Genomic DNA, 21,733 nt, shown 5'->3' with positions numbered 1-21,733 from the left:
GATGGACAACCAATCATCCCATGATTCTATGATGGGTGGCATGGCGAGCAAGGACACCACGAGCATGCGCGACACGGCCCCCGCGACCGACGGGCCCCCGCCGGTCGGCGAGGCGGGCCCCCCGGGGCACCCGGTGCCCCGGCCGCCCGCCCCGCGCGCGTGGGCGACCCGCCTGGTCGTCGTCGGCATCGTGCTCGCCGCCCTCAACCTCCGCCCGGCCATCACCAGCCTCGGCGCCCTCCTGGAAGAGGTCCGTGACGGCCTCGGCATGAGTGGCAGCGTGGCCGGTCTCCTCACCTCCGTGCCCCCGCTCTGCTTCGCCGTCTTCGGCGTCATGGCGCCCCGCCTCGCCCGCCGCTTCGGCGCCGCCGCGGTGGTCTGCGCGGGCATGGCCGCCATCACCGCGGGCCTGCTCATACGGCCGTACGCGGGCGGTACGGCCGGCTTCCTCGCCGCCAGCGCCCTCGCCCTCATGGGCATCGCCGTCAGCAACGTCCTGATGCCGGTCATCGTCAAGCGCTGGTTCCCCGACCGGGTCGGTTCCATGACCGGCCTCTACTCGATGGCCCTAGCCCTCGGCACCTCGGCCGCCGCCGCGGTCACCGTGCCCATGACCGACGCGCTGGGCGGCGGCTGGCGGTCCGGGCTGGTGGTCTGGGCGGGCCTGGCGGCAGCGGCCGTACTGCCGTGGCTGCCGCTGGCGGCCCGGGAGCGGGGGACGACGCCCGCCGCGCAGGCCTCCGCGCGCGTGGAGGCACCGGCGGTTCTGCGCATCACCCGCAGCCCCACCGCCTGGGCGCTCGCCGTCTTCTTCGGGCTCCAGGCCACCGCCGCCTACATCACCATGGGCTGGATGCCGCAGATCTTCCGCGACGCGGGCGTGCCCGCGAGCACGGCGGGACTGCTCCTGGCGGTCACGATGGTGATGGGGGTGCCGTTGGCCTTCGTCATCCCGCGCGTGGCGACCCGGCTGCCGCACCAGGGCCCCATCGTCGTCGCGCTCGGCCTGTGCGGCCTCGTCGGGTACGCCGGTCTGCACCTCGCCCCCGCCGCCGGCGCCTGGGCCTGGGCCCTGCTGCTCGGCGTCTCGAACTGCGCCTTCCCGCTGGCCCTCACGCTGGTCGGGATGCGGGCCAGGACCGGCGGGGGAGTGGCCCAGCTGTCGGCCTTCGCGCAGAGCGCCGGCTACCTGCTGTCGATCCCGGGCCCACTCCTGGTCGGCGTGCTCTACCAGCACAGCGGCGGCTGGGGTCTGCCCCTCGCGCTGATGGCGGCGCTGATGATCCCGCAGATGGCCGTGGGCGTCCTCGCCGGCCGTGACCGCACGGTGGAGGACGAGGCCGCCCGCTGACGGCGCCGAAGCCTGAGAGCCCGCCGACCCCGCGGGGACCGCACCGTGCGCCGGGTGCGAGACTGGGCGCATGCCAGTGCTCGACCCGAACCCCAAGAACGGCCAGAAGAAGATGCTGCTCGTCTTCGGCTCGTTCCTCCTCATTTTTGTGATCATCGGGATCATCGCCACCATCGCCTCCCCCTGACGCGGCCCGGCCCCCGGCCGGGCACGGTGGGGTTAACCCCCCTGTCCCCTAGGGGGTGAGGGTCAGGGTCAAGTGGGTGGATCACCGGATGGGCCGGGAGTCGCCGGGTCCGTACCTTCGAGATGTGGCCGCGTGACGCGGCCCGGACCCCTCGAAGACCAGCGGAGGCACCCATGTCGGCCACCACGCACACCAGGCCCCACCGGGCCGCCCCGGGCGGAGTCGGCACCCGGCTGCCCTGGTGGGCGCTGGCCCTGCCGACCCTGGCCTTCGTGGCCCTCCTCGCGCTGATACTGAACCCGTCCGACGCCCAGGCGGCCTCCGGCGACCCGCTGATCACCGACCTCGTCGACCGCGTACGGCAGCTCGTCGCGCGCTAGCGCTGTCGATCACGCCCCGGGCGCACGGCTTCACACCCCGACCCCAGGTGAAGGCGCATGTCAACTCCCTGCGCCCCATGGCCTGTTTCATGCGAAGCTGGGAGCCATGAGCGTCGCAGAACCCCGCAGGATCGTCCTCTTCCGGCATGCGAAAGCCGACTGGCCACAGGTGACCGACCACGAGCGACCGCTCGCTGACCGGGGCCGCCAGGACGCAGCCGTCGCCGGACGCAAGCTGACCGACACCGGCATCCCCGTCGACCTGGCCCTGTGTTCCAGCGCGACCCGCACCCGCGAGACGTGGAAGCTCGCCGTCCACGAGCTTCCGCACCGGCCGAAGACGGTCTACGAGGAGCGGATCTACGAGGCCTCCCCGGGCGAGCTGATCGCCCTGCTCAACGAGGTCCAGGACGACGTGCGCAACGTCGTCCTGGTCGGCCACAACCCGGGCATCGAGGGCCTCGCCGACATCCTCTCCGGTGCCGCCGAGGGCGACGCCCGCGAGCGGATGACCCGCCGCGGCTTCCCCGCGGCCGCCTTCGCCGTCCTGACCTTCGACGGCTCCTGGAAGTCCCTGGAGCCCGGTGCGGCCACGCTCGTCGACTACTGGGCGCCGTCCGAGTAGCACCGGCCCGGCATGCGTGAGGCCCGGCGGCACGCCGGGCCCCGCGGTCGTACATCCGCCGCCGCTACCGGTCGTCGTGCGTGTCCGCCGCCTCGACCTCTTCCCGGGTGACGCCCAGCAGATACAGGACGGTGTCCAGGAACGGCACGTTCACCGCCGTGTGCGCGGCCTCCCGCACCACCGGCTTGGCGTTGAAGGCGACCCCGAGACCGGCCGCGTTCAGCATGTCCAGGTCATTGGCGCCATCACCGATCGCCACCGTCTGCGACAGCGGTACGCCCGCCTCCGCGGCGAACCTGCGCAGCAGCCTCGCCTTGCCCGCGCGGTCCACGATCTCCCCGGTGACCCGGCCGGTCAGCTTCCCGTCGACGATCTCCAGGGTGTTGGCCTGCGCGAAGTCCAGCCCCAGCCGTTCCTTGAGGTCGTCGGTGACCTGGGTGAAGCCGCCGGAGACGACCCCCACCTGGTAGCCCAGCCGCTTCAGCGTGCGGATCAACGTACGGGCGCCCGGCGTCAGCCGCACTTCGGCGCGCACCTTGTCCACGACCGAGGCATCCAGCCCTTCCAGCAACGCCACCCGCGCGTGCAGCGACTGCTCGAAGTCCAGCTCGCCGCGCATCGCCGCCGCCGTGACCTCCGCGACCTCGTTCTCGCAGCCGGCGTGCGCCGCGAAGAGTTCGATCACCTCGTCCTGGATGAGTGTGGAGTCGACGTCCATGACGACCAGCCGCTGGGCGCGCCGGTGCAGACCCGCGGCCACCACGGCGACGTCGACACCGAGTGCCGCAGCGTCGGTGACCAGGGCGGTGCGCAGCGGCGCCGTCTCCACCCCGGAGACCGCGAATTCGACGGCGGTGACCGGGTACTTCGCCAGCCGGAAGATACGGTCGATGTTGCCGCCGACCTTGGTGATCGTGGCGGCGACGGAGGCGGTGGCCTCCGCGGTGAGCGGATGCCCGAGCACGGTGACCAGGGACCGCCCGAGGCCACGCGGCCGGTTGTCGCCGAGGCCGGAGATGATCTCCGCCTGCATCTTCATCGACTCAGCCCAGCTGTGGACGGTCGACCGCAGGTCTCCCTCCAGCCCGCGCGGCGGCTCGGTCACGAGCGCGCACAGCACCATGCGGCCACGGGTGACGACCTGCTCGATGTCGACCACGTCGACGGAGTAGGCGGCGAGGGTGTCGAAGAGGCCGGCCGTGATACCCGGCCTGTCCTTGCCGAAGATCTTGACAAGGAGAGTCGGGACATCGGAGGGCGAGGTCGGCGAGGTCTGCGAAGCGCTCATGGTGCACCCACCGTATCCGGCACCCAGTGCCTCCCGCCGCCGAGGTCCGCCTGGCGGACACGGAAAGTGGGTGTCGTGCGCGCGGCGATGGCGTCGAGGAACGACGGTAAGCAGTTGGCGAGGCACGGATGAGCAGTCGCACTCATGCCGCCGTCCGGGCGCCGTCCGCAGGCCGGATCCGTGACGTGCAACGGGACACCGCCCGCTTCCGTGACTCACCGGCCCCCGCCCGGCCTGTCCGGCGGTGGGGGCGGAGGCGGCGGGGGCGGCGGCATGGGGCCGTCGTCCGGTGACCGCCTCCCGGAACGTGGAGAGCCGGACCGTGGCGGGCGGGACGGGCGGCGGGGTGGCCGGGAGGGTGGTTCGAAGGGGCCCACCACCGTGGGGGCGTCGTACACATCGTCGTCCCCGGACCGCGTGTCCCGCGGTTTCCCCGGCCCGTCCGGCATCCGCAGATACGGATTGGTCGCGGGGTTGGGCGGCCGGTACGGCGCACCCGGCACGTACGGCCCGGAGTGGCCGTCCGTCTCCCGGAGCTGCCCGGCCCCCTCCGCCGTCCGCCCCGGACCGTGCCCGTACGGACGCTGCCCGACCGGTCCAGGCACCGGGGCCACCCGCTCGCCTCCCGCGGCCGTGTCACGCAGTGCCAACGCCGCCGCCCACGTTCCCGCCGCCCCGGTCGCGCGGGCGAGCAGCGCACCGGCCGCCCCCGCCCCCGCCCCCCACGCGGCCCCGAGCGGAAAGGCCATGCCGAGATGCCCGTGCAGCTCCACGCCCGCGCCGAAGGCGTCGAACCCGAGCACCGACAGGGAGGCGCCCACGGACACGTCCGCCAGCCATGCGAGCAACGGCAGCGCCAGCGCGGTCACGACGGCCAGCCGCACCGCGCACCGCCCGACGAAACCGGCGACGCCCGTACCCCGTACCACCCAGGAACCGGAATCCGCGGCGCCCGCGCTCACCGGTCCGATCGGGCTCCGCACCGCCGCCAACACCCCGGCCAGCAGCATCATCGCCGCCGCCGCGACCGCCAACAGCCATACACGGCCGTCCAGTTCGGCCAGCCGGCCCAGTGTCACCGACTGATCGGTGTCGGTGCCCAGCACGTCGTCGAGTGGATCCGGCAGCACACGCGTCAGGACACCCGTCGCCCTGCCGTCCCACGGCACGAACAGACCGACGTCCACGCCCAGCCACACCCCGTTGGGCGCCCCCAGGAGGGCCGCGCCCGCGATCCGCTTCGGATGGTCGTCACCGATCGCCGCGTACGCCGCCGCCGCGAACCCGGCGGCCACCGCCACCAGCAGCACCGTCACGATTGCGGACACGGCGGGCCGTACCACCCGGTGCACGGCGTCCCAGCCGTGCGGCAACGGCGTACGGCGCGAGGCCAGCAGGGCGATCAGCAGCACCGCGGCCGACCAGAGGAGCCCGCCGAGCAGGGTCGCGGCCGTGTCCACGGTGAACCCGACCGCCGCCTGGGCGTCGACCAGATCCCCGAGCCGGTCGGGCAGTAGCCCGCCGATGTCCCCGAGATCGCCCAGCCCCGGGATCTCGACGCCGCCTCCGCCGCCCCCGCCGGGCAGGTCGTCCAGCCCGAGCGCCCCGCCGTCGATCGTGACGACATCGTGCCCGGCCCAGGCCAGACCGCCCAGCATGGCCACGAACAGCGCGACCACCGTGCCCGCGCGCGCCAGCAGTTCGGCCGGCGCGACCACAACTCCGGCCGTGCGCAGGGACCGTAGGAAGAACCACGACAGCAGCAGCGCTCCGACGAGGCTCACGCCCAGTGGCGTGATGTCGATGGCCGTGTGCGCCTCCGCGCCCGTCAGGCCGAACGCGGACACATCGCCCGACGGCGTCACGGACCCGCCCGCCCCGAGGGCCACGACCGCCGCCGTCATCGGCCCCAGCGAACCCGCGCTGTCCGCCCCCAGCAGGTGCAGGCCGAGCGCCGCCGTCCCCGCCATCCCGATCAACGCCCAGCTCACCGCGGCGATCGCGGACAGCAGCACGTCCAGCCACGGCACACCCTGGTCGTACGCCGCGCTCCCGCCGTTCTCGATGCTCGTGCCGGCACCCATGCAGACCCCCCGATCCGCGGCACGGAGCGGTGAAGATCACCGCTTCCGTCCCCCTCGCGTGCGTTTACCACTCTCCGGCCCGGTTTCAACCCCGTCAACGGCAACGGCGGATGAGACCGCGTGACCCCGGCACGGCCCGTTCGCAAGGCCCGACTTTCGGTCAGGGGGCCGGGCCTGAAATAGTTCCCGACGATGTTCGACATCCCTAGACTCCCTGTGATGGGGGTAACTCGGGGGACTACTCAGTGGGGCATGGAGTGCCGGAACTCGTACTGGAATTGAACGGACGCACCTGGACGCTCGATCCGTCCAGGTCATACACCCTCGGACGAGATCCGCAGGGGGACGTCGTCCTCGACGACGCCAGGGTCTCCTGGCGTCACGCCACGGTCAGCTTCAACGGCCGCGGCTGGACACTGGAGGACCACGGCAGCACCAACGGAACGTTCGTACAGGGCCAGCGCGTCCACCAGGTGGACATCGGGCCCGGCTCGGCTGTGCACCTGGGCAACGCCACCGACGGCCCGCGCCTGAACCTCTCCGGCGCGCAGGCGGCGGTCGCGCAGCAGCCGCAGCAGCCGTACGCCGCGCAGGCCGCCAACCCGGGCTGGGCGCAGCAGGCTCCGCCCCAGCAGCAGGCGCCGCAGCAGCCGCAGCCCGGATGGGAGCCGCCGCAGAAGGTCAACGCGCCCATTCCGCAGCAGCACGGCCCCGGCGTCGGCGCGGGGGCGCCGCCGGTCTACGGCGACCGCAGCCCGACCACGTTCCACCAGTTCTCCCTCGGCCGCGTCATGCGCATCGGCCGTGCCCTGGAGAACGACCTGGTCGTGTCCGACCTCCAGGTCTCGCGCAACCACGCCGAGTTCCACTCGACGCCCGACGGGCGCATGGAGATCCGCGACCTCGGCTCGCACAACGGCACCTACGTCAACGGCCAGCCGATCGCCAAGGGCGGCTCGCAGTTGCTCGGCCCCACCGACATCGTGGGCGTCGGCCACTCGACGTTCCGGATCGTGGGCGACCGGCTCGAGGAGTTCGTCGACACCGGTGCGGTCTCCTTCTCCGCACGCCACCTGACGGTGACGGTCGACGGCGGCAAGCAGATCCTCAAGGACGTCTCCTTCGGCGTCCCGGAGAAGTCGCTGATCGCGGTCATCGGCCCGTCCGGCTCCGGCAAGTCCACCCTGCTCAAGGCGCTGACCGGCTACCGGCCCGCCAACGAGGGCGACGTCCTCTACGACAACCGGAACCTCTACAAGCAGTTCGCCGAGCTGCGCCAGCGCATCGGTCTGGTCCCGCAGGACGACATCCTGCACAAGGAACTGACCGTCAAGAAGGCCCTCAAGTACGCGGCCAAGCTCCGCTTCCCGGCCGACACCACGGCCGCCGAGCGCGACGCCCGCATCGACGAGGTGCTGCGCGAGCTGAAGCTGGACATCCACAAGGAGAAGAAGGTCACCTCCCTCTCCGGTGGCCAGCGCAAGCGCGTGTCGGTCGCCCTGGAGCTGCTGACCAAGCCGTCGCTGATCTTCCTCGACGAGCCGACCTCGGGTCTCGACCCGGGCATGGACCGCGATGTCATGCAGCTGCTGCGCGGTCTCGCCGACGACGGCCGTACGGTCCTGGTGGTCACCCACTCGGTGGCCGAACTCGCGATCTGCGACAAGCTGCTCGTGATGGCGCCCGGCGGCAGCGTCGCCTACTTCGGCCCGCCCGAGGAGGCGCTGAACTTCTTCGGCTACGACACCTGGGCCGATGTCTTCTCCGCCTTCGAGAACTACCGCGACTACGACTGGGCGGGCCGCTGGAAGGGCTCGCAGCACTACCAGATGTACGCCGCGGACATCGACGCCATCGCGCCGCAGCCCGTATCGATGACGCCCATGCAGGCGATGAAGCCGCCGAAGCCGCAGGGCTGGATGTCCCAGTTCGTCACGCTGGTGCGCCGCTACACGTCGGTGATCGTCTCCGACAAGGGCTTCCTCGGCCTGATGGTGATCCTGCCGGCCGTCCTGGGCGCGGTGAGTCTCCTCATCGACTCGGGCAACAGCCTGCTGCCCAACCCGGTCAACCCCAAGAGCGGGCGGATCATCCCCAACGGCACGGCCACCACGGTGCTGCTGATCCTCGCGGTCGGCGCCTGCTTCGCGGGCGCGGCGAACTCCGTCCGTGAGCTGATCAAGGAACGGGTGATCTACGAGCGGGAGCGCGCGACCGGCCTGTCGCGCTCGGCGTACCTGATGTCCAAGGTGTTCGTGCTCGGTGTGATCACCGTGCTCCAGGGCCTGCTGGTCGGTGTCATCGGCTTCTCCAGCCGGGAGATCCCGGCGCAGGGCCTGGTGCTCGGCACCGCCACGATGATCGAGCTGTCCATCCCGATCATGGCGCTGGGCTTCACCTCGATGATGTTCGGCCTGATCATCTCCTCGCTGGTGAAGACGGCCGAGAAGACCATGCCGCTGCTGGTCATGTTCGCGATCATCCAGGTCGTGTTCACCGGCTGCCTGTTCTCGCTGAACGGCGCGGTGGGCGTCAACCAGTTCTCGTATCTGATGCCGTCGCGCTGGGCGGTCGCCGCGGCGGGCGCCACGCTGGACTTCAACAAGATCAGCCCGCCCGCGGACGGCGGCGACCCCGACCCGCTGTGGGAGCACACCGTCGGCGCCTGGAGCATGGACATGGCCGCCCTGCTCGTCCTCGGCGTGATCTGCGGCTTCTTCGTGGCCCGCTTCCTGCGCCGCCACGAGCCCGAGGTCATGCGCAAGTAGTCGCGAGCGGTCGTACGACGCCGAAGGGCGGCACCCCGGTCAGGGGTGCCGCCCTTCGGCGCGTGGGGGCCTCGGCGGTACTCAGGACACTCAGTACGCGCTGTTGACGTTGTCGATCGTGCCGTACCGGTCGGCCGCGTAGTTGGCGGCGGCGGTGATGTTGGCGACCGGGTCGTAGATGTTCCAGGAGGTGCCCGGGACGTGGTACGCCTTGAAGGTCGGCGGGATCACCTGGAGCAGGCCCTTCGACGGGATGCCGTTGATGGCGTTGATGTCCCAGTCGTTGATGGCCTTCGGGTTGCCCGAGGACTCGCGGATGATGTTCTTGTGCAGCCCGTGGTAGGAGCCCGGGATGCCCTTCTTCTTCATGATGGCGAGAGACTCGCGGATCCAGCCGTCGAGGTTGTTCGGGTAGCTCTTGACGACGACCTGCTTGACCACGGGACGGCTCACGGACCGGCTCGCGGCGGCCTTGGCCTTGCGTACGGCGGCGGCCTTCTTCGCGGCGGCAGCGGCTGCCGCCTTCTTCTTCGCCGCGGCCGTGGCGGCCGCCTTCTTCTTCGCGGCCACCGCGTCGGCGGCGGCCTTCTTCTTGGCCTCGATGGCCTCGACCTTCAGGCTGGCGCCGGCCAGCTGGTCGGTCACGGTGGCCTTGACGTCACGCACCTGCTCGGAGCTGTAGGCCACCCGGGACGAGGAAAGGGAGTCCGTGGTGGTCGTCTGACCGTCGGCCGGAACCACGGTGAAGGCGATGGCTGCGGCGCCGAGGGTGGCGACACCAGCGATCGCGATCTTGTGAGTGTTCTTGGGCATGGCGGAAGGGACCTCTTCGAATAGCGCGGAGGTCGCTCTCTTCGTCCGGCGGCGGGTGCTTTCGGCACGACGCCGCGGGGAGAAACCCGCGGCGCTGAGCGACGAGAGCCATTGTTAGCGGCCGCAAAATGCCCAGGCAAAGGTGTGACGTACTAACCTCGGTAGTGGATCGGGGAAGGGCAAAACGGGACAGATCAGGGCGTCTATCCCGTTCAGAGGGGTACCTTTTGACTCCTATCGCCCTTCGTACGTGATGTGCGCCCTATGTGCGGGCTCACAGGGGTGCAGAGGTTTTCTCACCATCAGTTGCTGGCGCAATGCTCTGTGTGAGTGGGCTCCTCCGGCAGGAGGAGGTGCACGTCCCCGAACTCGTGCCACAGGTAGGAGCCCCGAAGCGCCTCCTCGTACCCGCGGTCGATCGCGGCCCGCCCGGCCACCGCCTCCAGCATCAGCAGATGCGAGGCCTCCGGCTCGTGCAGCCCCGTCAGCAGCCCGTCCACCACCCGCACGCCACGCTCCGGAGTGACGACAAGGTCCGTCCACCCCGCACGCGCGCGTACGACCCCGTCGGCCCCCGCCGCCGACTCCACGGCCCGTACGGCGGTCGTCCCCACGGCGACGACCCGGCCGGCCCGCGCCCGCGCCGCGTTGATCAGCCGGGCCGACGCCTCCGGCACCGCGAACCGCTCCGGGTACGGCGGCTCGTGCGCCTCCGCCGACGCCACCCCGGTGTGCAGCGTGACCGGCGCGAACTGCACCCCCCGGCTCACCAGCTCGGCCACCAGCCGCGCCGTGAAGGGCCGCGCCGCGCTCGGCATCTCCGCGCTCCCCGAACCGTCGGCCGACGGCAGCGCGAACACCGTCTGGTACACCGACAACGGCTGATCCCGTTCCGTGTACGAGTAACGGATGGGCCGCCCGTGCTCCCGCAGCAGCCCCGGCACCGCCCCCTCGGACACCCGCGCCCACCACAGCCGTCCGCCGGGCCCGCTCAGCGGCTCCTCCAGCACCAGCCGTACCCCCGCAGGCAGCCGCACCTCCGTCCCGGCCGGCCCTCCCGCACGCGGGCGCGTGGTGCCCCGCCCGTCCGGTTCCCGCAGCTCGACCGCCCACCGCCCGTCGTCCCCGAGCGTGGAGAAGTGCACCACCACGCGCGCGTGCCCGATCCGCCCATCCACGGCGGCGGCCAGCGTCGGCGAGGTGTTCACCACCAGCAGATCCCCGGCCCGCAGCAGGCCCGGCAGCTCCCGGAACACGTGATGCGCCGGCTCGCTCCCACGCGACACCAGCAGCCGCACGGAGTCCCGTTCGCGCCCCGGCCCGCGCTGCTCGACCGGAACCCGCGCCGACAGCTCCTCCGGCACCTTCAGGGCCAGCGTCATCGCCGTCCCTCCAGCAGGGCCGGTGCCCCGAACCGCCCGCTCGGCGGCCGTTCGTCCAGCAACCGCAGAAACGCCGGCACCACACTGCCCGGCTCGGGCCGCGCCCCGTCATCCTCCGGTACGGCCGCCGCGTACAGGTCCGTCGCCATGTCCCCGGGGTCCACCGCCCACACCCGCAGCTCCGGCTCCTCCTCCCCGAGCACCGCCGCGAGCTGGTCGAGGGCCGCCTTCGACGCCCCGTAGCCGCCCCACGTCCCGTACGCCTCGGCCGCAGCGTCCGAGCTGACCGTGATCACCGCGCCGTCCTGCGCCGCGCGGAGCAGCGGCAGTGCCTCCTGGACCAGGCCGAGCGCGGCCACGACGTTCACCTCCAGGGCCCGCCGCAGCCCGTCCAGGGGCAGCTCCGCCAGCCGTACCAGCGGCTCTGCGCCCAGCGCGCTCGCGTTGTTCACCAGCAGCCGGCACCCCCCGAGCCGCCGGGCGGCCGCCACCAGCGCGCTGCGGTGAGCGGGATCGGTCACGTCCCCCGCGAGCGCCTCGACCCTCGTCCCGTGCTCCGCGACCGCCGCAGCAGTCTCCTTCAGCACCTCCGCCGTCCTGGCGTCCAGCACCAGGTCCCAGCCCCGTGCGGCCAGGGCATCGGCGAGCGCCCGGCCCAGCCCCTTCGAAGCCCCCGTGATGATCGCAACCGGCATGACAACCGTCCCCTCGTCGACCCGCCACTCGGCGGTCCCCTCACCGTAGGAACGCGACCGCCCCTGCCGCCTCGGACGCGGGACGGGGCCCACCGGGGCCCTTCGACGTACGCCCTCGGCACCGGGGACCTCGGCCCTAGGCCTCGCGGCCTACCCCGCTGGGTCACAGGTCCGATGCCCGCTGTCACACCCCGCCGGTACCGTGAGGAGCATGAGTCAAGGCCCCCGGTCCGGCCTCGCCGCGGTCAGTTCCGCGCTGCTGGCCATGAGCAGACACCTCGAGGTGCGCGACGTCCTGAAGACGATCGTCGCCTCGGCCCGCGAGCTGCTCGACGCGCAGTACGCCGCGCTCGGCGTCCCGGACGACCACGGAGGCTTCGCCCAGTTCGTCGTCGACGGGATCGGGGAGGAACAGTGGAAGGCCATCGGCCCGCTGCCCCGGCAGCACGGCATCCTGGCCGCGATGCTGCACGAGGCCAAGGCCGAGCGCCTCGCCGACGTGCGCAAGGACCCCCGCTTCGAGGGCTGGCCGTCCGCCCATCCGGAGATGTCCGACTTCCTGGGTCTGCCCATCCGTGACGGCGACGAGGTCATCGGCGCCCTCTTCCTCGCCAACAAACTGTGCACCGCGGAGGGAAGCCCCCCGCGCCCCAAGCCCGAGGGCCGCTGCGGCTTCACCGAGGACGACGAGGAACTGCTCTCGATCCTCGCCCAGCACGCCGCGATCGCTCTCACCAACGCCCGCCTCTACGAGCGCAGCCGCGAACTCACCATCGCCGAGGAGCGCTCCCGGCTCGCCCACGAACTGCACGACGCCGTCAGCCAGAAACTGTTCTCCCTGCGCCTGACCGCCCAGGCCGCCGCCACCCTCGTCGACCGCGACCCCTCCCGCGCCAAGGGCGAACTCCAGCAGGTAGCCGCCCTCGCCGCCGAGGCCGCCGACGAACTGCGCGCCGCCGTCGTCGAGCTGCGCCCCGCCGCTCTCGACGAGGACGGCCTGGTGGCCACCCTCCGCACCCAGATCCAGGTCCTGGACCGCGCCCACTCCGCGCGCGTGACCTTCACCGGCCACGGCGTCCGCGCCCTGCCCGCCGCCCAGGAGGAGGCCTTTCTGCGCGTCGCCCAGGAGGCCCTGCACAACGCGCTGCGCCACTCCGGCGCGGAGCATGTCGACGTGACCCTCCACAAGCGGGGCCCGGACACCGTCCTGCGCGTCACGGACGACGGCAGCGGATTCGACCCCACGACGGTCCGCAGGGCCGGCCGCCACCTCGGCCTGGTGTCCATGCGCGACCGGGCCGGCGGGATCGGCGGCAGCCTGACCGTGGAATCGGCGCCCGGCAAGGGCACCACGATCGAACTGGAGGCTCCCGGTGGCTGACGCAATCAAGGTGCTGCTCGTCGACGACCACCAGGTCGTCCGCCGGGGCCTGCGCACCTTCCTGGAGGTGCAGGACGACATCGAGGTCGTCGGCGAGGCGGCCGACGGCGCCGAGGGAGTCGCCCGCGCCGAGGAACTGAAGCCCGACGTCGTCCTGATGGACGTCAAGATGCCGGGCATGGACGGCGTGGAGGCACTCCGCAAACTCCGGGAACTGGCCAACCCCGCGCGCGTGCTGATCGTCACCAGCTTCACCGAGCAGCGCACGGTGGTCCCCGCCCTGCGCGCGGGCGCCGCCGGGTACGTCTACAAGGACGTCGACCCCGAGGCGCTGGCCGGCGCCATCCGCTCGGTCCACGCCGGCCACATCCTGCTCCAGCCGGAGGTCGCCGGCGCCCTCCTCTCCCAGGAGGAGGCCAACTCCGGTCAGGGCAGGGGCGGTTCGCTCACCGAGCGGGAGCGTGAGGTCCTCGCCCTGATAGCGGACGGCCGCTCCAACCGGGAGATCGCCCGAGCCCTCGTGCTGTCCGAGAAGACCGTCAAGACCCACGTCTCGAACATCCTGATGAAGCTCGACCTCGCCGACCGCACCCAGGCCGCCCTGTGGGCCGTACGCCACGGCGCGGCCGGCTGAACCCCGCCCATCCGGACGTGTCTCCTCCGGTCTGAGATTCATACCGTCGTGGGAATGTCCCCCGAATGGCGCATCCTTCATCGGCCACCGGCGTTCTCCAGTGCGTGCCGCGGTGATCGCCGCGGCAATCGCCAGGAGGGGTCAGAAGTGAAGAACCTGAAGAAGGCAGCGGCCGTGACGATGGTGGCCGGTGGGCTGGTGGCCGCGGGCGCCGGGATGGCCTCCGCCACCAGCGGTGCCTCGGCCGACGGTGTGGCCGAGCGCTCGCCGGGCGTCGTCTCGGGCAACGTCATCCAGGCCCCGGTGCACATCCCGGTCAACGCCGTCGGCAACAGCGTGAACGTCATCGGCGTGCTGAACCCCGCCTTCGGCAACCTGGGCCTCAACCACTGAGTCCCCAGCCCCTACGGCCTCCCCCGACCCCACTCCGGGGGAGGCCGGTCTGCTTGTCGCCCGAATCGCCCGAACGGGCCGTTCCGCGCCAGGTCCCGTACCACTGGCGGCCCTCCCGTGTTGATCCACGATCCGCGGCCGGGTTGCCCATGCAACAGCAGGAGGAACCCTTCTCATGAACATCGCCAAGAAGGCCGCTCTGGCCCTCACGGTCGCCGGTATCGCGGCCGGCGCCTCCGCCGGTGCCGCTGTCGCCGACGCGGGCGCCGAGGGCGCGGCCGTGAAGTCGCCGGGCGTCGGCTCGGGCAACGTCGTCCAGGTCCCGGTCCACATCCCGGTCAACGTCGTCGGCAACAGCGTCAACGTCATCGGTCTCCTGAACCCGGCCTTCGGCAACACGGGCGTCAACGACTGACACCCCCACGACAGCCAAGGGCCCCACACCACCAAGGTGCGGGGCCCTTCGCCACACCAAGCCACCGGCCACCGGCCTCGGCCCGGCTGCCGGTTACCGGCCTCGGCCCGACTGCCGGCCACCCGCCCCCATTCCGGCCTATGGCACCCGCCCCCACCCCGGCCAACGGCCACCCGCCGCCGTCAGCCGCCGTGCCCCCGCCCGGCCTGCGGCCGCCTGTGGTCACCCGCCGCCGTCAGGCTGTGGGCATGCGTGCCGCCTGGGGCGGCACGGGTGGGCACAGGCGGCACCCCAAAAGCGCCGGGCCGCGCGACCCACCCCGCCCCCGCCCCAACCCCGGCCACCGCTCAAGGCACGCTCACCCCACCCACCCACCCACAGAACCTCACCGCTCCCGCTCCTCCACATACGCGTTGTACGCAGCCACCTGCGCCCGCCGCCCCGTCCGCTCCACCGGCCGCAACGCGGCAACCCGAGCCCCCATCTCCGACGCACTCACCGCACCCCCGTGCCCGTTCTCGTGCGCCAGCGACACCAACAACCCCACCCGCTGCGCAAGCTCCAGCACCCGCACCGCCCGCGGCGGATACCCCGGTGCCAACATCTCCCGTCCCCGCTCCGCCCGAGCCCGGTACGCCTCGATCGCCGCCTCCGCCACCGGCCCCGAGCCGGCCACGTCCAACCGCGCCAGCACGGTCGTAGCGTCGCGCAGCGCCTCCGCCAGCTCCCGCTCGGCCTCGCCCAGCGACGGCACGTCCGCCGGCGGAGCCTCCCGCACCGGGAGGCAGTGCCAGACCACCTCCACGTGTACATCCTCCACATGCGCATCACCCTCGGGCCCCGCCTCGTACACCTCCGGCACCAGCCCGAGCGCGGCCCCGTGACAGACCACCGCCTCCTCGGCCTCCAGCGCCCGCGCGTTGAACTCCGGCGGCCCGCTCAGCCCCAGCGGATGCCCCGGCGCCGGCAGCGCCACCCGTAGCCCGCTCACCCCGAGCGTCCGCAGCCGCCCCAGGGCGAGCGTGAGTCCGACGGGCGCGGACTCGCCGGGCAGTCCCTCCACCCGGTGTACGGCGTCCGACCCGACGATGGCGAGTACGGCGTCGTCCGGAGAGACAAGTCCGGCCAAAAGGGCATTTCCCCAAGCGGCGAGGCGACCAGAGCGCGGTTCCGAAAGCATGCCCCCAGCCTAAGGACCGGACCGATGGAACGGTCCCCCCGACCGGTGGCGTAGATTTTCCCGGAGGGCCGCGCCCACCCGCGCGCGGCGGTCCGAGCCACTGGCGTACGCGACAACCGAGACCGGCCACACTGCAAGGGGAGACAACGCGCTCATGAGCGATGTTCTGGAGCTTCAGGACGTATCCGTGGTCCGCGAGGGCCGGGCTCTGGTGGACCAGGTCTCCTGGTCGGTCAAGGAAGGCGAGCGCTGGGTCATCCTCGGCCCCAACGGAGCCGGCAAGACGACCCTGCTGAACGTCGCGTCCAGCTACCTCTACCCCAGCACCGGCACCGCCACCATCCTCGGCGAGACCCTCGGCACCCCCGGCACCGACGTCTTCGAGCTGCGCCCCCGCATCGGCATGGCCGGCATCGCGATGGCCGACAAGCTCCCCAAGCGCCAGACGGTCCTGCAGACCGTCCTGACCGCCGCGTACGGCATGACGGCCAGCTGGCAGGAGGACTACGAGGAGATCGACGAGCAGCGCGCCCGCGCCTTCCTCGACCGTCTCGGTATGACCGACTACCTGGACCGCAAGTTCGGCACCCTCTCCGAGGGCGAGCGCAAGCGCACGCTCATCGCCCGCGCCCTGATGACCGACCCCGAGCTGCTGCTGCTGGACGAGCCGGCCGCCGGTCTCGACCTCGGCGGCCGCGAGGACCTCGTCCGCCGCCTCGGCCGCCTCGCCCGCGACCCGATCGCCCCCTCGATGATCATGGTCACGCACCATGTCGAGGAGATCGCCCCCGGCTTCACGCACGTCCTGATGATCCGTCAGGGCAAGGTCCTCGCGGCAGGACCGGTCGAACTCGAACTGACCTCCCGCAACCTCTCCCTCTGCTTCGGCCTGCCCCTCGTCGTGGAACAGGTCGGCGACCGCTGGACGGCCCAAGGACTGCCGCTCGCCTGACCGCCCCCGTCCGCGCCCTGTCGGCGGCACACCTGCCGGACCTACCATGAACGTGTGAACGACATCGACGCGTGGGTGTGGTGGCTCGTAGGCGCGGCAGCGCTCGGAATCCCGCTGGTGGTCACCGCGATGCCGGAGTTCGGCATGTTCGCGGTCGGCGCGGTGGCGGCGGCAATCGCGGCAGGGCTCGGCTTCGACGTGGTCGCCCAGGTACTCGTCTTCGTGGCCGTCTCCGTCGCCCTCATCGCCGTCGTACGGCCCATCGCGGCCCGGCACAGCGCCCAGCGGCCCCAATTCGCCAGCGGAGTGGACGCGTTGAAGGGCAAGCAAGCCGTTGTCCTGGAGCGGGTCGACGGCTCGGGTGGACGCATCAAGCTGGCCGGCGAAGTCTGGTCGGCGCGCGCTCTCGACACCGACCGGGTCTATGACGTGGGGCAGGAAGTCGATGTCGTGGACATCGAGGGGGCCACGGCGATCATCATCTGACCTCGTCAACTCCCGCACCGCGTAAGTGAACAGAACAGCCCACGAGCCGGACGACGGTCTGTCACACTCGACCAGCAAGATCTTCGACAAGCCTAAGATCTTCCGAAAGCGCCGAGGCGGAGAAGGGTACGGGGAGCACGATGGAACCGGTCATCATCGTCTTGATCATCCTGGTGGTGTTGGTCTTCATCGCCCTGATCAAGACGATCCAGGTCATCCCACAGGCGAGCGCCGCGATCGTGGAGCGGTTCGGCCGCTACACGCGGACGCTCAACGCGGGCCTCAACATCGTCGTTCCGTTCATCGACACCATCCGCAACCGCATCGACCTGCGTGAACAGGTCGTGCCGTTCCCGCCGCAGCCGGTGATCACCCAGGACAACCTGGTCGTCAACATCGACACGGTCATCTACTACCAGGTGACCGACGCCCGCGCCGCGACCTACGAGGTCGCCAGCTACATCCAGGCGATCGAGCAGCTCACCGTCACCACCCTGCGCAACATCATCGGTGGCATGGACCTCGAACGCACCCTGACCTCCCGCGAGGAGATCAACGCGGCCCTGCGCGGAGTCCTCGACGAGGCCACCGGCAAGTGGGGCATCCGCGTCAACCGCGTGGAACTGAAGGCGATCGAGCCCCCGACCTCCATCCAGGACTCGATGGAGAAGCAGATGCGCGCCGACCGTGACAAGCGCGCCGCGATCCTCACCGCCGAAGGCACGCGCCAGGCCGCGATCCTCACGGCCGAGGGCGAGAAGCAGTCCGCCATCCTCAGGGCCGAGGGTGAGGCCAAGGCCGCCGCCCTGCGCGCCGAGGGTGAAGCCCAGGCCGTCCGCACGGTCTTCGAGGCGATCCACGCCGGCGACGCGGACCAGAAGCTTCTCTCCTACCAGTACCTCCAGATGCTCCCGAAGATCGCCGAGGGCGATGCCAACAAGCTCTGGATCGTCCCCAGCGAAATCGGCGACGCCCTCAAGGGCCTGTCCGGCGCCATGGGCAACTTCGGCGGCATGGGCGGTGGTTCGGGCTCCAACGGCGGCGGCTCGGACAGTCCGAAGGAACGCCGCGAGAAGCCGTCGATCGACTGACACGCAAAACCCCGCAAACGAACAGTTCCCCGCGTCCCCTCCTCAGGGGGCGCGGGGAACTGCGCGTACAGCCACGTACGAGCCGCGGACGACGACGGGTCCGCTAGGCGGCGTCCATGGTCAGCCACTCCGGCAGCGCGGCCAAGTCGTCCTGGCCCAGGGCGAGAAGCATCGCGTCCTGCGGTGTCGGCTCGAACGGCAGCCGCAGCAACGGCATCCCCGCCTGGTCCGGAGTCCGGTCCGCCTTACGGTGGTTGTCCTCCGCGCACGAGGCGACGGTATTGAGCCAGGAGTCCTGACCGCCCTGAGCCCGCGGCACCACGTGGTCCACCGTGGTCGCGCGGCGGCCGCAGTACGCGCACCGGTGCCGGTCCCTGACCAGCACACCCCGCCTCGACCACGGAGCTTGTCTTCGGAACGGCACCCGTACGTACCTGCACAGCCTGATGACCCGGGGTGCCGGTATGTCCACCTCCGCTCCCCGCATCCGCAGTTCGGGGTGGGCCTGCTCGACGACGGCCTTGTCCTGAAGCACCAGAACGACGGCGCGGTTCAACGTCACCGTCGACAGCGGCTCGAAGCTCGCGTTCAGCACCAGCGTGTCCCGCATACCAGCCCACCTCCTGTGTGCACCGGCCCACCCCCTGGCGGGCTGGGGTCAACTCTGGCCGGGCACGCCGAGATGGACAACGCAATATCTGCTGCTCCCACGGGGGGTGCCCCCCCGCGCCCCCGGCAACAAAATGCCCGCCCCTGATCACTTCCAAGACCGGGGACGGGCAAACGTTGAATGAACGATGAGCTGACTCAGCCGAGGGCCGGCTCAGCTCGCGGGGTTCTCGTACTCACCGATGAGCCGGGCTCGCGCGATCGTGTGGAACCGCAGGTTGAACCCGACGACGGCCGGAGAGGCATCGGAATCAGGACCGAGTTTCTCCTGGTCCACCGCATACACCGTGAAGACGTACCGGTGCGGGCCGTCCCCGGGCGGCGGCGCGGCCCCGCCGAAGTCCTTCGTCCCGTAGTCGTTGCGCGCGTGTACGGCGCCTTCGGGCAGGCCCTCGAACTTGCCGCCGCCCGCACCCGCGGGAAGCTCGGTCACCGAGGCGGGGATGTCGAACAGCACCCAGTGCCAGAACCCGCTGCCCGTGGGGGCGTCAGGGTCGTAGCAGGTCACCGCGAAGCTCCTGGTCTCCGGTGGGAAACCCTCCCACCGCAGGTGCGGCGAGGTGTTCCCGCCGGCCTGGACCTGGTCGCCCTTGAGTTTCGCGCCCTCCTCGACGTCCTCGCTCGTCACCGTGAACGACGGCACGGGCGGATGGAAGTCATGGGGGAGCGGCCGCCGCTGGAGCTGGGTCACCTCGGTACCTCCCGAATCGGTTCTGGAATCAGTGGCTCCGAGCCTAGAACCAGTTGCGCTTGCTGCCGACCTCGGACAGCCACTGGTTGAGGTACGCCGTCCAGTCGGTCCCCTGGAAGTCGTTCAGCCCGACCTTGAACGAGCGGAAGGTGTCGCTGCCCTCGCTGAACAGGCCCGGCTTCTTGTCCATCTCCAGGACGACGTCCATCGCCTGCTCGTCGGCCACGAAGCTCAGCTCGACCTGGTTGAGACCGCGGTACTGCGTCGGCGGGAAGAACTCGATCTCCTGGTAGAACGGCAGCTTCTGCCGCGTACCCCGGATGTGACCGCGCTCGAGGTCCGCGTTCTTGAAGCGGAAGCCGAGCTGGAGGAAGGCGTCCAGGATCGCCTTCTGCGCGGGGAGCGGGTGCACGTTCACCGGGTCCAGGTCACCGGAGTCCACGGCCCGAGCGATCTCCAGCTCGGTGGTCACCCCGATGTTCATCCCGCGCAGCGCCTGTCCGTCGATCATCGTGATCGGCGTCTCCCACGGAATCTCCAGCCCGAACGGCACGGCGTGCACCGCGTTCGCCTGGAGCTCGAAGGCCCCGCCCAGACGCTGCTTGGTGAACTCGATGTCCTGCTTGTACTCCTGGTCGCCGTTCTCGACCTCGACCTTGGCCTGAAGGCCGACCGACAGCCCCTCGATCTGCTGGCTGACGGACCCGCCCTGGATCCGCACCTCACCCTGCACCACGCCACCCGGGACGACGTTGACCTCGGTCAGCACCGTCTCGACCGAGGCCCCACCGGCCCCGAGACTCGCGAGCAGCTTCTTGAACGCCATGACTCTCCCTCTACGACCTTTACGGACCTGTACGACGAGATCCTTGATCCCTACCAACGCAATCCGGCCGGGGCCGGTTCCGCGCTCCACCCTGACAAGCCGAGTGCGGGCTGGCCACCCCGGCGCACCGACCGTCTCCACTACGCTCGGAGGGCATGATCGCGACCCCCGACCGTACGCCCCTGTCCAGGACCTTCTTCGAGCGCCCTGTCCTGGAGGTCGCCCCCGACCTCCTCGGTCGCCTCATCGTGCGCACCACCCCGGACGGCCCGATCACCCTGCGCCTCACCGAGGTCGAGGCCTACGACGGCCCCAACGATCCGGGTTCCCACGCCTTCCGCGGCCGCACGGCCCGTAACGGCGTCATGTTCGGCCCGGCGGGACATGTGTACGTCTACTTCACCTACGGCATGTGGCACTGCATGAACCTCGTCTGTGGCCCGGAGGGCGAAGCGAGCGGTGTCCTCCTCCGCGCCGGCGAGGTGACCGAGGGCGCCGAGCAGGCCCGCAAACGTCGACTCTCGGCCCGCAACGACAAGGAACTGGCCAAAGGCCCCGCCCGCCTGGCCACGGCCCTGGACGTCGACCGGGCCCTCGACGGCACGGACGCCTGCGCCGCCGGCGACACCCCGATCCGCATCCTCTCGGGTACCCCGGTACCCGCCGACCAGGTGCGCAACGGTCCTCGCACCGGAGTCTCCGGCGACGGAGCCGTCCACCCCTGGCGGTACTGGGTCGCCAACGACCCGACAGTGAGCCCGTATCGGGCCCATGCCCCCCGGCGCCGCCGAAGTTGACTCGCCTTGGGCAGCGGCGTAACGTAGCCCGAGCCGCTTGACCCGGGTACGGCGTTCGCCTGCAGCCGGAAGCGGTCAACCCACTACCTACAACGCCCCTCAGCGGGGGTCGAATTCGACGTGTCCGCATGTCTGAATTCGAACTCGGCGAAGCTCGATTATGAGCTGGCGAGGGAATCGGCTAACGTAGTGAATGTCGAAAGGCCGACAGGCGAAAGCCAAAAGCCCAAGACAAATCCCGCCGACAGGGAATCGGACCGGAAAAAACGGTCTGATAGAGTCGGAAACGCAAGACCGAAGGGAAGCGCCCGGAGGAAAGCCTGAGAGAGTCTCTCGGGTGAGTACAAAGGAAGCGTCCGTTCCTTGAGAACTCAACAGCGTGCCAAAAATCAACGCCAGATATGTTGATACCCCGTCCCCGGCAGTGATAGCCGAGGATGAGGTTCCTTTGAAGAAAACACAGCGAGGACGCTGTGAACGGTCGGGCCTATTCCGCCTGACCGTTCCGCTCTCGTGATGTGCGATCCCGCAGTCTTTTATTAGACGCAGTCGGGAAAACATTCACGGAGAGTTTGATCCTGGCTCAGGACGAACGCTGGCGGCGTGCTTAACACATGCAAGTCGAACGATGAACCACTTCGGTGG

Annotated in this window: 22 protein-coding genes and 1 rRNA gene; 14 read left to right on the top strand and 9 right to left on the bottom strand. The window is 70.8% G+C overall.

The genetic code is table 11. The features are described from left to right. Positions 1-40: 40 nt before the first annotated feature. From ACFWJX_RS08095 to ACFWJX_RS08080, 4 genes are all read left to right on the top strand, one after another. Positions 41-1,351 carry a CynX/NimT family MFS transporter gene (locus ACFWJX_RS08095; RefSeq protein ID WP_383238554.1) on the top strand — a complete coding sequence of 437 codons (1,311 nt, stop codon included), beginning with the start codon at positions 41-43 and terminating at the stop codon, positions 1,349-1,351. A gap of 70 nt (positions 1,352-1,421) precedes the next feature. Then, entirely contained in the window at positions 1,422-1,538 is a 117-nt protein-coding gene (locus tag ACFWJX_RS08090; protein ID WP_383238551.1) for an SGM_5486 family transporter-associated protein, read from the top strand. Positions 1,539-1,711: 173 nt separating this feature from the next. Further along, complete coding sequence (locus tag ACFWJX_RS08085) at positions 1,712-1,918, top strand: hypothetical protein (RefSeq protein WP_383238548.1); 207 nt, start codon at positions 1,712-1,714, stop codon at positions 1,916-1,918. 106 nt (positions 1,919-2,024) lie between these two features. Further along, positions 2,025-2,543 carry a SixA phosphatase family protein gene (locus ACFWJX_RS08080; protein ID WP_383238545.1) on the top strand — a complete coding sequence of 173 codons (519 nt, stop codon included), beginning with the start codon at positions 2,025-2,027 and terminating at the stop codon, positions 2,541-2,543. Positions 2,544-2,607: 64 nt separating this feature from the next. On the opposite strand, the gene serB is transcribed toward ACFWJX_RS08080, so the two are convergent. Next, positions 2,608-3,831, bottom strand: a complete 1,224-nt coding sequence (gene serB, locus ACFWJX_RS08075; RefSeq protein WP_383238542.1) for a phosphoserine phosphatase SerB — start codon at positions 3,829-3,831, stop codon at positions 2,608-2,610. 215 nt (positions 3,832-4,046) lie between these two features. After that, entirely contained in the window at positions 4,047-5,915 is a 1,869-nt protein-coding gene (locus ACFWJX_RS08070) for a streptophobe family protein (RefSeq protein ID WP_383238540.1), read from the bottom strand. 245 nt (positions 5,916-6,160) lie between these two features. Between ACFWJX_RS08070 and ACFWJX_RS08065 the strand changes: the two genes are divergently transcribed. After that, a complete protein-coding gene (locus tag ACFWJX_RS08065; RefSeq protein WP_383238537.1) occupies positions 6,161-8,683 on the top strand; it encodes an FHA domain-containing protein in 2,523 nt (840 codons plus the stop codon). Positions 8,684-8,773: 90 nt separating this feature from the next. Here the strand turns inward: ACFWJX_RS08065 and ACFWJX_RS08060 are convergent, their stop codons facing one another. The 3 genes from ACFWJX_RS08060 to ACFWJX_RS08050 form a co-directional block, all read right to left on the bottom strand. After that, entirely contained in the window at positions 8,774-9,496 is a 723-nt protein-coding gene (locus ACFWJX_RS08060; protein ID WP_383238534.1) for a transglycosylase SLT domain-containing protein, read from the bottom strand. Positions 9,497-9,798: 302 nt separating this feature from the next. Continuing rightward, positions 9,799-10,878, bottom strand: a complete 1,080-nt coding sequence (locus ACFWJX_RS08055) for an S-adenosylmethionine:tRNA ribosyltransferase-isomerase (protein WP_383238531.1) — start codon at positions 10,876-10,878, stop codon at positions 9,799-9,801. After that, the gene (locus ACFWJX_RS08050) at positions 10,875-11,573 is read right to left on the bottom strand and encodes an SDR family NAD(P)-dependent oxidoreductase (protein WP_383238528.1); all 699 of its coding nucleotides are present in this window, start codon (positions 11,571-11,573) and stop codon (positions 10,875-10,877) included. The genes ACFWJX_RS08055 and ACFWJX_RS08050 overlap by 4 nt, the downstream gene beginning before the upstream one ends. A 211-nt stretch (positions 11,574-11,784) precedes the next feature. Here ACFWJX_RS08050 and ACFWJX_RS08045 point away from each other — a divergent pair, with 211 nt between their 5' ends. The 4 genes from ACFWJX_RS08045 to ACFWJX_RS08030 all read left to right on the top strand — a co-directional run bounded on the left by ACFWJX_RS08045 (position 11,785) and on the right by ACFWJX_RS08030 (position 14,396). Then, positions 11,785-12,954, top strand: a complete 1,170-nt coding sequence (locus ACFWJX_RS08045; protein ID WP_383238525.1) for a GAF domain-containing sensor histidine kinase — start codon at positions 11,785-11,787, stop codon at positions 12,952-12,954. Then, entirely contained in the window at positions 12,947-13,588 is a 642-nt protein-coding gene (locus ACFWJX_RS08040; protein WP_383238522.1) for a response regulator, read from the top strand. Before ACFWJX_RS08045 ends, ACFWJX_RS08040 begins: the two co-directional genes overlap by 8 nt. A 147-nt stretch (positions 13,589-13,735) precedes the next feature. After that, positions 13,736-13,981, top strand: a complete 246-nt coding sequence (locus tag ACFWJX_RS08035) for a chaplin (RefSeq protein ID WP_086772532.1) — start codon at positions 13,736-13,738, stop codon at positions 13,979-13,981. 175 nt (positions 13,982-14,156) lie between these two features. Continuing rightward, positions 14,157-14,396 (top strand): chaplin, encoded by a 240-nt coding sequence (locus tag ACFWJX_RS08030; RefSeq protein WP_383238518.1) that lies wholly within the window; start codon positions 14,157-14,159, stop codon positions 14,394-14,396. A gap of 385 nt (positions 14,397-14,781) precedes the next feature. On the opposite strand, the gene ACFWJX_RS08025 is transcribed toward ACFWJX_RS08030, so the two are convergent. Then, positions 14,782-15,576, bottom strand: a complete 795-nt coding sequence (locus ACFWJX_RS08025) for a hypothetical protein (RefSeq protein WP_383238515.1) — start codon at positions 15,574-15,576, stop codon at positions 14,782-14,784. Between the two features lie 154 nt (positions 15,577-15,730). On the opposite strand from ACFWJX_RS08025, the gene ACFWJX_RS08020 reads away from it, so the two are divergent. The 3 genes from ACFWJX_RS08020 (at position 15,731) to ACFWJX_RS08010 (ending at position 18,105) form a co-directional block, all read left to right on the top strand. After that, positions 15,731-16,528, top strand: coding sequence for an ABC transporter ATP-binding protein (locus ACFWJX_RS08020; protein WP_383238512.1), 798 nt, complete (start codon positions 15,731-15,733; stop codon positions 16,526-16,528). A 54-nt stretch (positions 16,529-16,582) separates the two neighbouring features. Then, positions 16,583-17,014: an NfeD family protein gene (locus tag ACFWJX_RS08015; protein WP_383238509.1), complete on the top strand. Its 432-nt coding sequence runs from the start codon at positions 16,583-16,585 to the stop codon at positions 17,012-17,014. Positions 17,015-17,154: 140 nt separating this feature from the next. After that, positions 17,155-18,105, top strand: a complete 951-nt coding sequence (locus tag ACFWJX_RS08010) for an SPFH domain-containing protein (protein ID WP_086772527.1) — start codon at positions 17,155-17,157, stop codon at positions 18,103-18,105. Between the two features lie 103 nt (positions 18,106-18,208). Here the strand turns inward: ACFWJX_RS08010 and ACFWJX_RS08005 are convergent, their stop codons facing one another. The 3 genes from ACFWJX_RS08005 to ACFWJX_RS07995 form a co-directional block, all read right to left on the bottom strand. Further along, on the bottom strand, positions 18,209-18,715 hold the full coding sequence (locus ACFWJX_RS08005; RefSeq protein ID WP_383238505.1) for an HNH endonuclease: 507 nt from the start codon (positions 18,713-18,715) through the stop codon (positions 18,209-18,211). A gap of 213 nt (positions 18,716-18,928) precedes the next feature. Then, positions 18,929-19,465, bottom strand: coding sequence for a YbhB/YbcL family Raf kinase inhibitor-like protein (locus ACFWJX_RS08000; RefSeq protein ID WP_383238502.1), 537 nt, complete (start codon positions 19,463-19,465; stop codon positions 18,929-18,931). A 43-nt stretch (positions 19,466-19,508) separates the two neighbouring features. Continuing rightward, the gene (locus ACFWJX_RS07995; RefSeq protein WP_383238499.1) at positions 19,509-20,291 is read right to left on the bottom strand and encodes a sporulation protein; all 783 of its coding nucleotides are present in this window, start codon (positions 20,289-20,291) and stop codon (positions 19,509-19,511) included. 155 nt (positions 20,292-20,446) lie between these two features. Here ACFWJX_RS07995 and ACFWJX_RS07990 point away from each other — a divergent pair, with 155 nt between their 5' ends. Next, positions 20,447-21,088, top strand: a complete 642-nt coding sequence (locus tag ACFWJX_RS07990; protein ID WP_383238496.1) for a DNA-3-methyladenine glycosylase — start codon at positions 20,447-20,449, stop codon at positions 21,086-21,088. A gap of 560 nt (positions 21,089-21,648) precedes the next feature. After that, positions 21,649-21,733 (top strand): 16S ribosomal RNA (locus ACFWJX_RS07985); the annotation flags it as partial.

It is taken from the genome of Streptomyces sp. NPDC058335 (genome assembly GCF_042723915.1).
GTDB lineage: Bacteria > Actinomycetota > Actinomycetes > Streptomycetales > Streptomycetaceae > Streptomyces.
This window is presented reverse-complemented; position numbering and strand designations above follow the sequence as displayed.

Coding starts and splice junctions, on each gene's coding strand:
- ACFWJX_RS08095 (WP_383238554.1), top strand. CDS start 41: ATGGCGAGCAAGGACACCACGAGCATGCGCGACACGGCCCCCGCGACC.
- ACFWJX_RS08090 (WP_383238551.1), top strand. CDS start 1,422: ATGCCAGTGCTCGACCCGAACCCCAAGAACGGCCAGAAGAAGATGCTG.
- ACFWJX_RS08085 (WP_383238548.1), top strand. CDS start 1,712: ATGTCGGCCACCACGCACACCAGGCCCCACCGGGCCGCCCCGGGCGGA.
- ACFWJX_RS08080 (WP_383238545.1), top strand. CDS start 2,025: ATGAGCGTCGCAGAACCCCGCAGGATCGTCCTCTTCCGGCATGCGAAA.
- serB (WP_383238542.1), bottom strand. CDS start 3,831: ATGAGCGCTTCGCAGACCTCGCCGACCTCGCCCTCCGATGTCCCGACT.
- ACFWJX_RS08070 (WP_383238540.1), bottom strand. CDS start 5,915: ATGGGTGCCGGCACGAGCATCGAGAACGGCGGGAGCGCGGCGTACGAC.
- ACFWJX_RS08060 (WP_383238534.1), bottom strand. CDS start 9,496: ATGCCCAAGAACACTCACAAGATCGCGATCGCTGGTGTCGCCACCCTC.
- ACFWJX_RS08055 (WP_383238531.1), bottom strand. CDS start 10,878: ATGACGCTGGCCCTGAAGGTGCCGGAGGAGCTGTCGGCGCGGGTTCCG.
- ACFWJX_RS08050 (WP_383238528.1), bottom strand. CDS start 11,573: ATGCCGGTTGCGATCATCACGGGGGCTTCGAAGGGGCTGGGCCGGGCG.
- ACFWJX_RS08045 (WP_383238525.1), top strand. CDS start 11,785: ATGAGTCAAGGCCCCCGGTCCGGCCTCGCCGCGGTCAGTTCCGCGCTG.
- ACFWJX_RS08030 (WP_383238518.1), top strand. CDS start 14,157: ATGAACATCGCCAAGAAGGCCGCTCTGGCCCTCACGGTCGCCGGTATC.
- ACFWJX_RS08025 (WP_383238515.1), bottom strand. CDS start 15,576: ATGCTTTCGGAACCGCGCTCTGGTCGCCTCGCCGCTTGGGGAAATGCC.
- ACFWJX_RS08020 (WP_383238512.1), top strand. CDS start 15,731: ATGAGCGATGTTCTGGAGCTTCAGGACGTATCCGTGGTCCGCGAGGGC.
- ACFWJX_RS08010 (WP_086772527.1), top strand. CDS start 17,155: ATGGAACCGGTCATCATCGTCTTGATCATCCTGGTGGTGTTGGTCTTC.
- ACFWJX_RS08005 (WP_383238505.1), bottom strand. CDS start 18,715: ATGCGGGACACGCTGGTGCTGAACGCGAGCTTCGAGCCGCTGTCGACG.
- ACFWJX_RS07995 (WP_383238499.1), bottom strand. CDS start 20,291: ATGGCGTTCAAGAAGCTGCTCGCGAGTCTCGGGGCCGGTGGGGCCTCG.
- ACFWJX_RS07990 (WP_383238496.1), top strand. CDS start 20,447: ATGATCGCGACCCCCGACCGTACGCCCCTGTCCAGGACCTTCTTCGAG.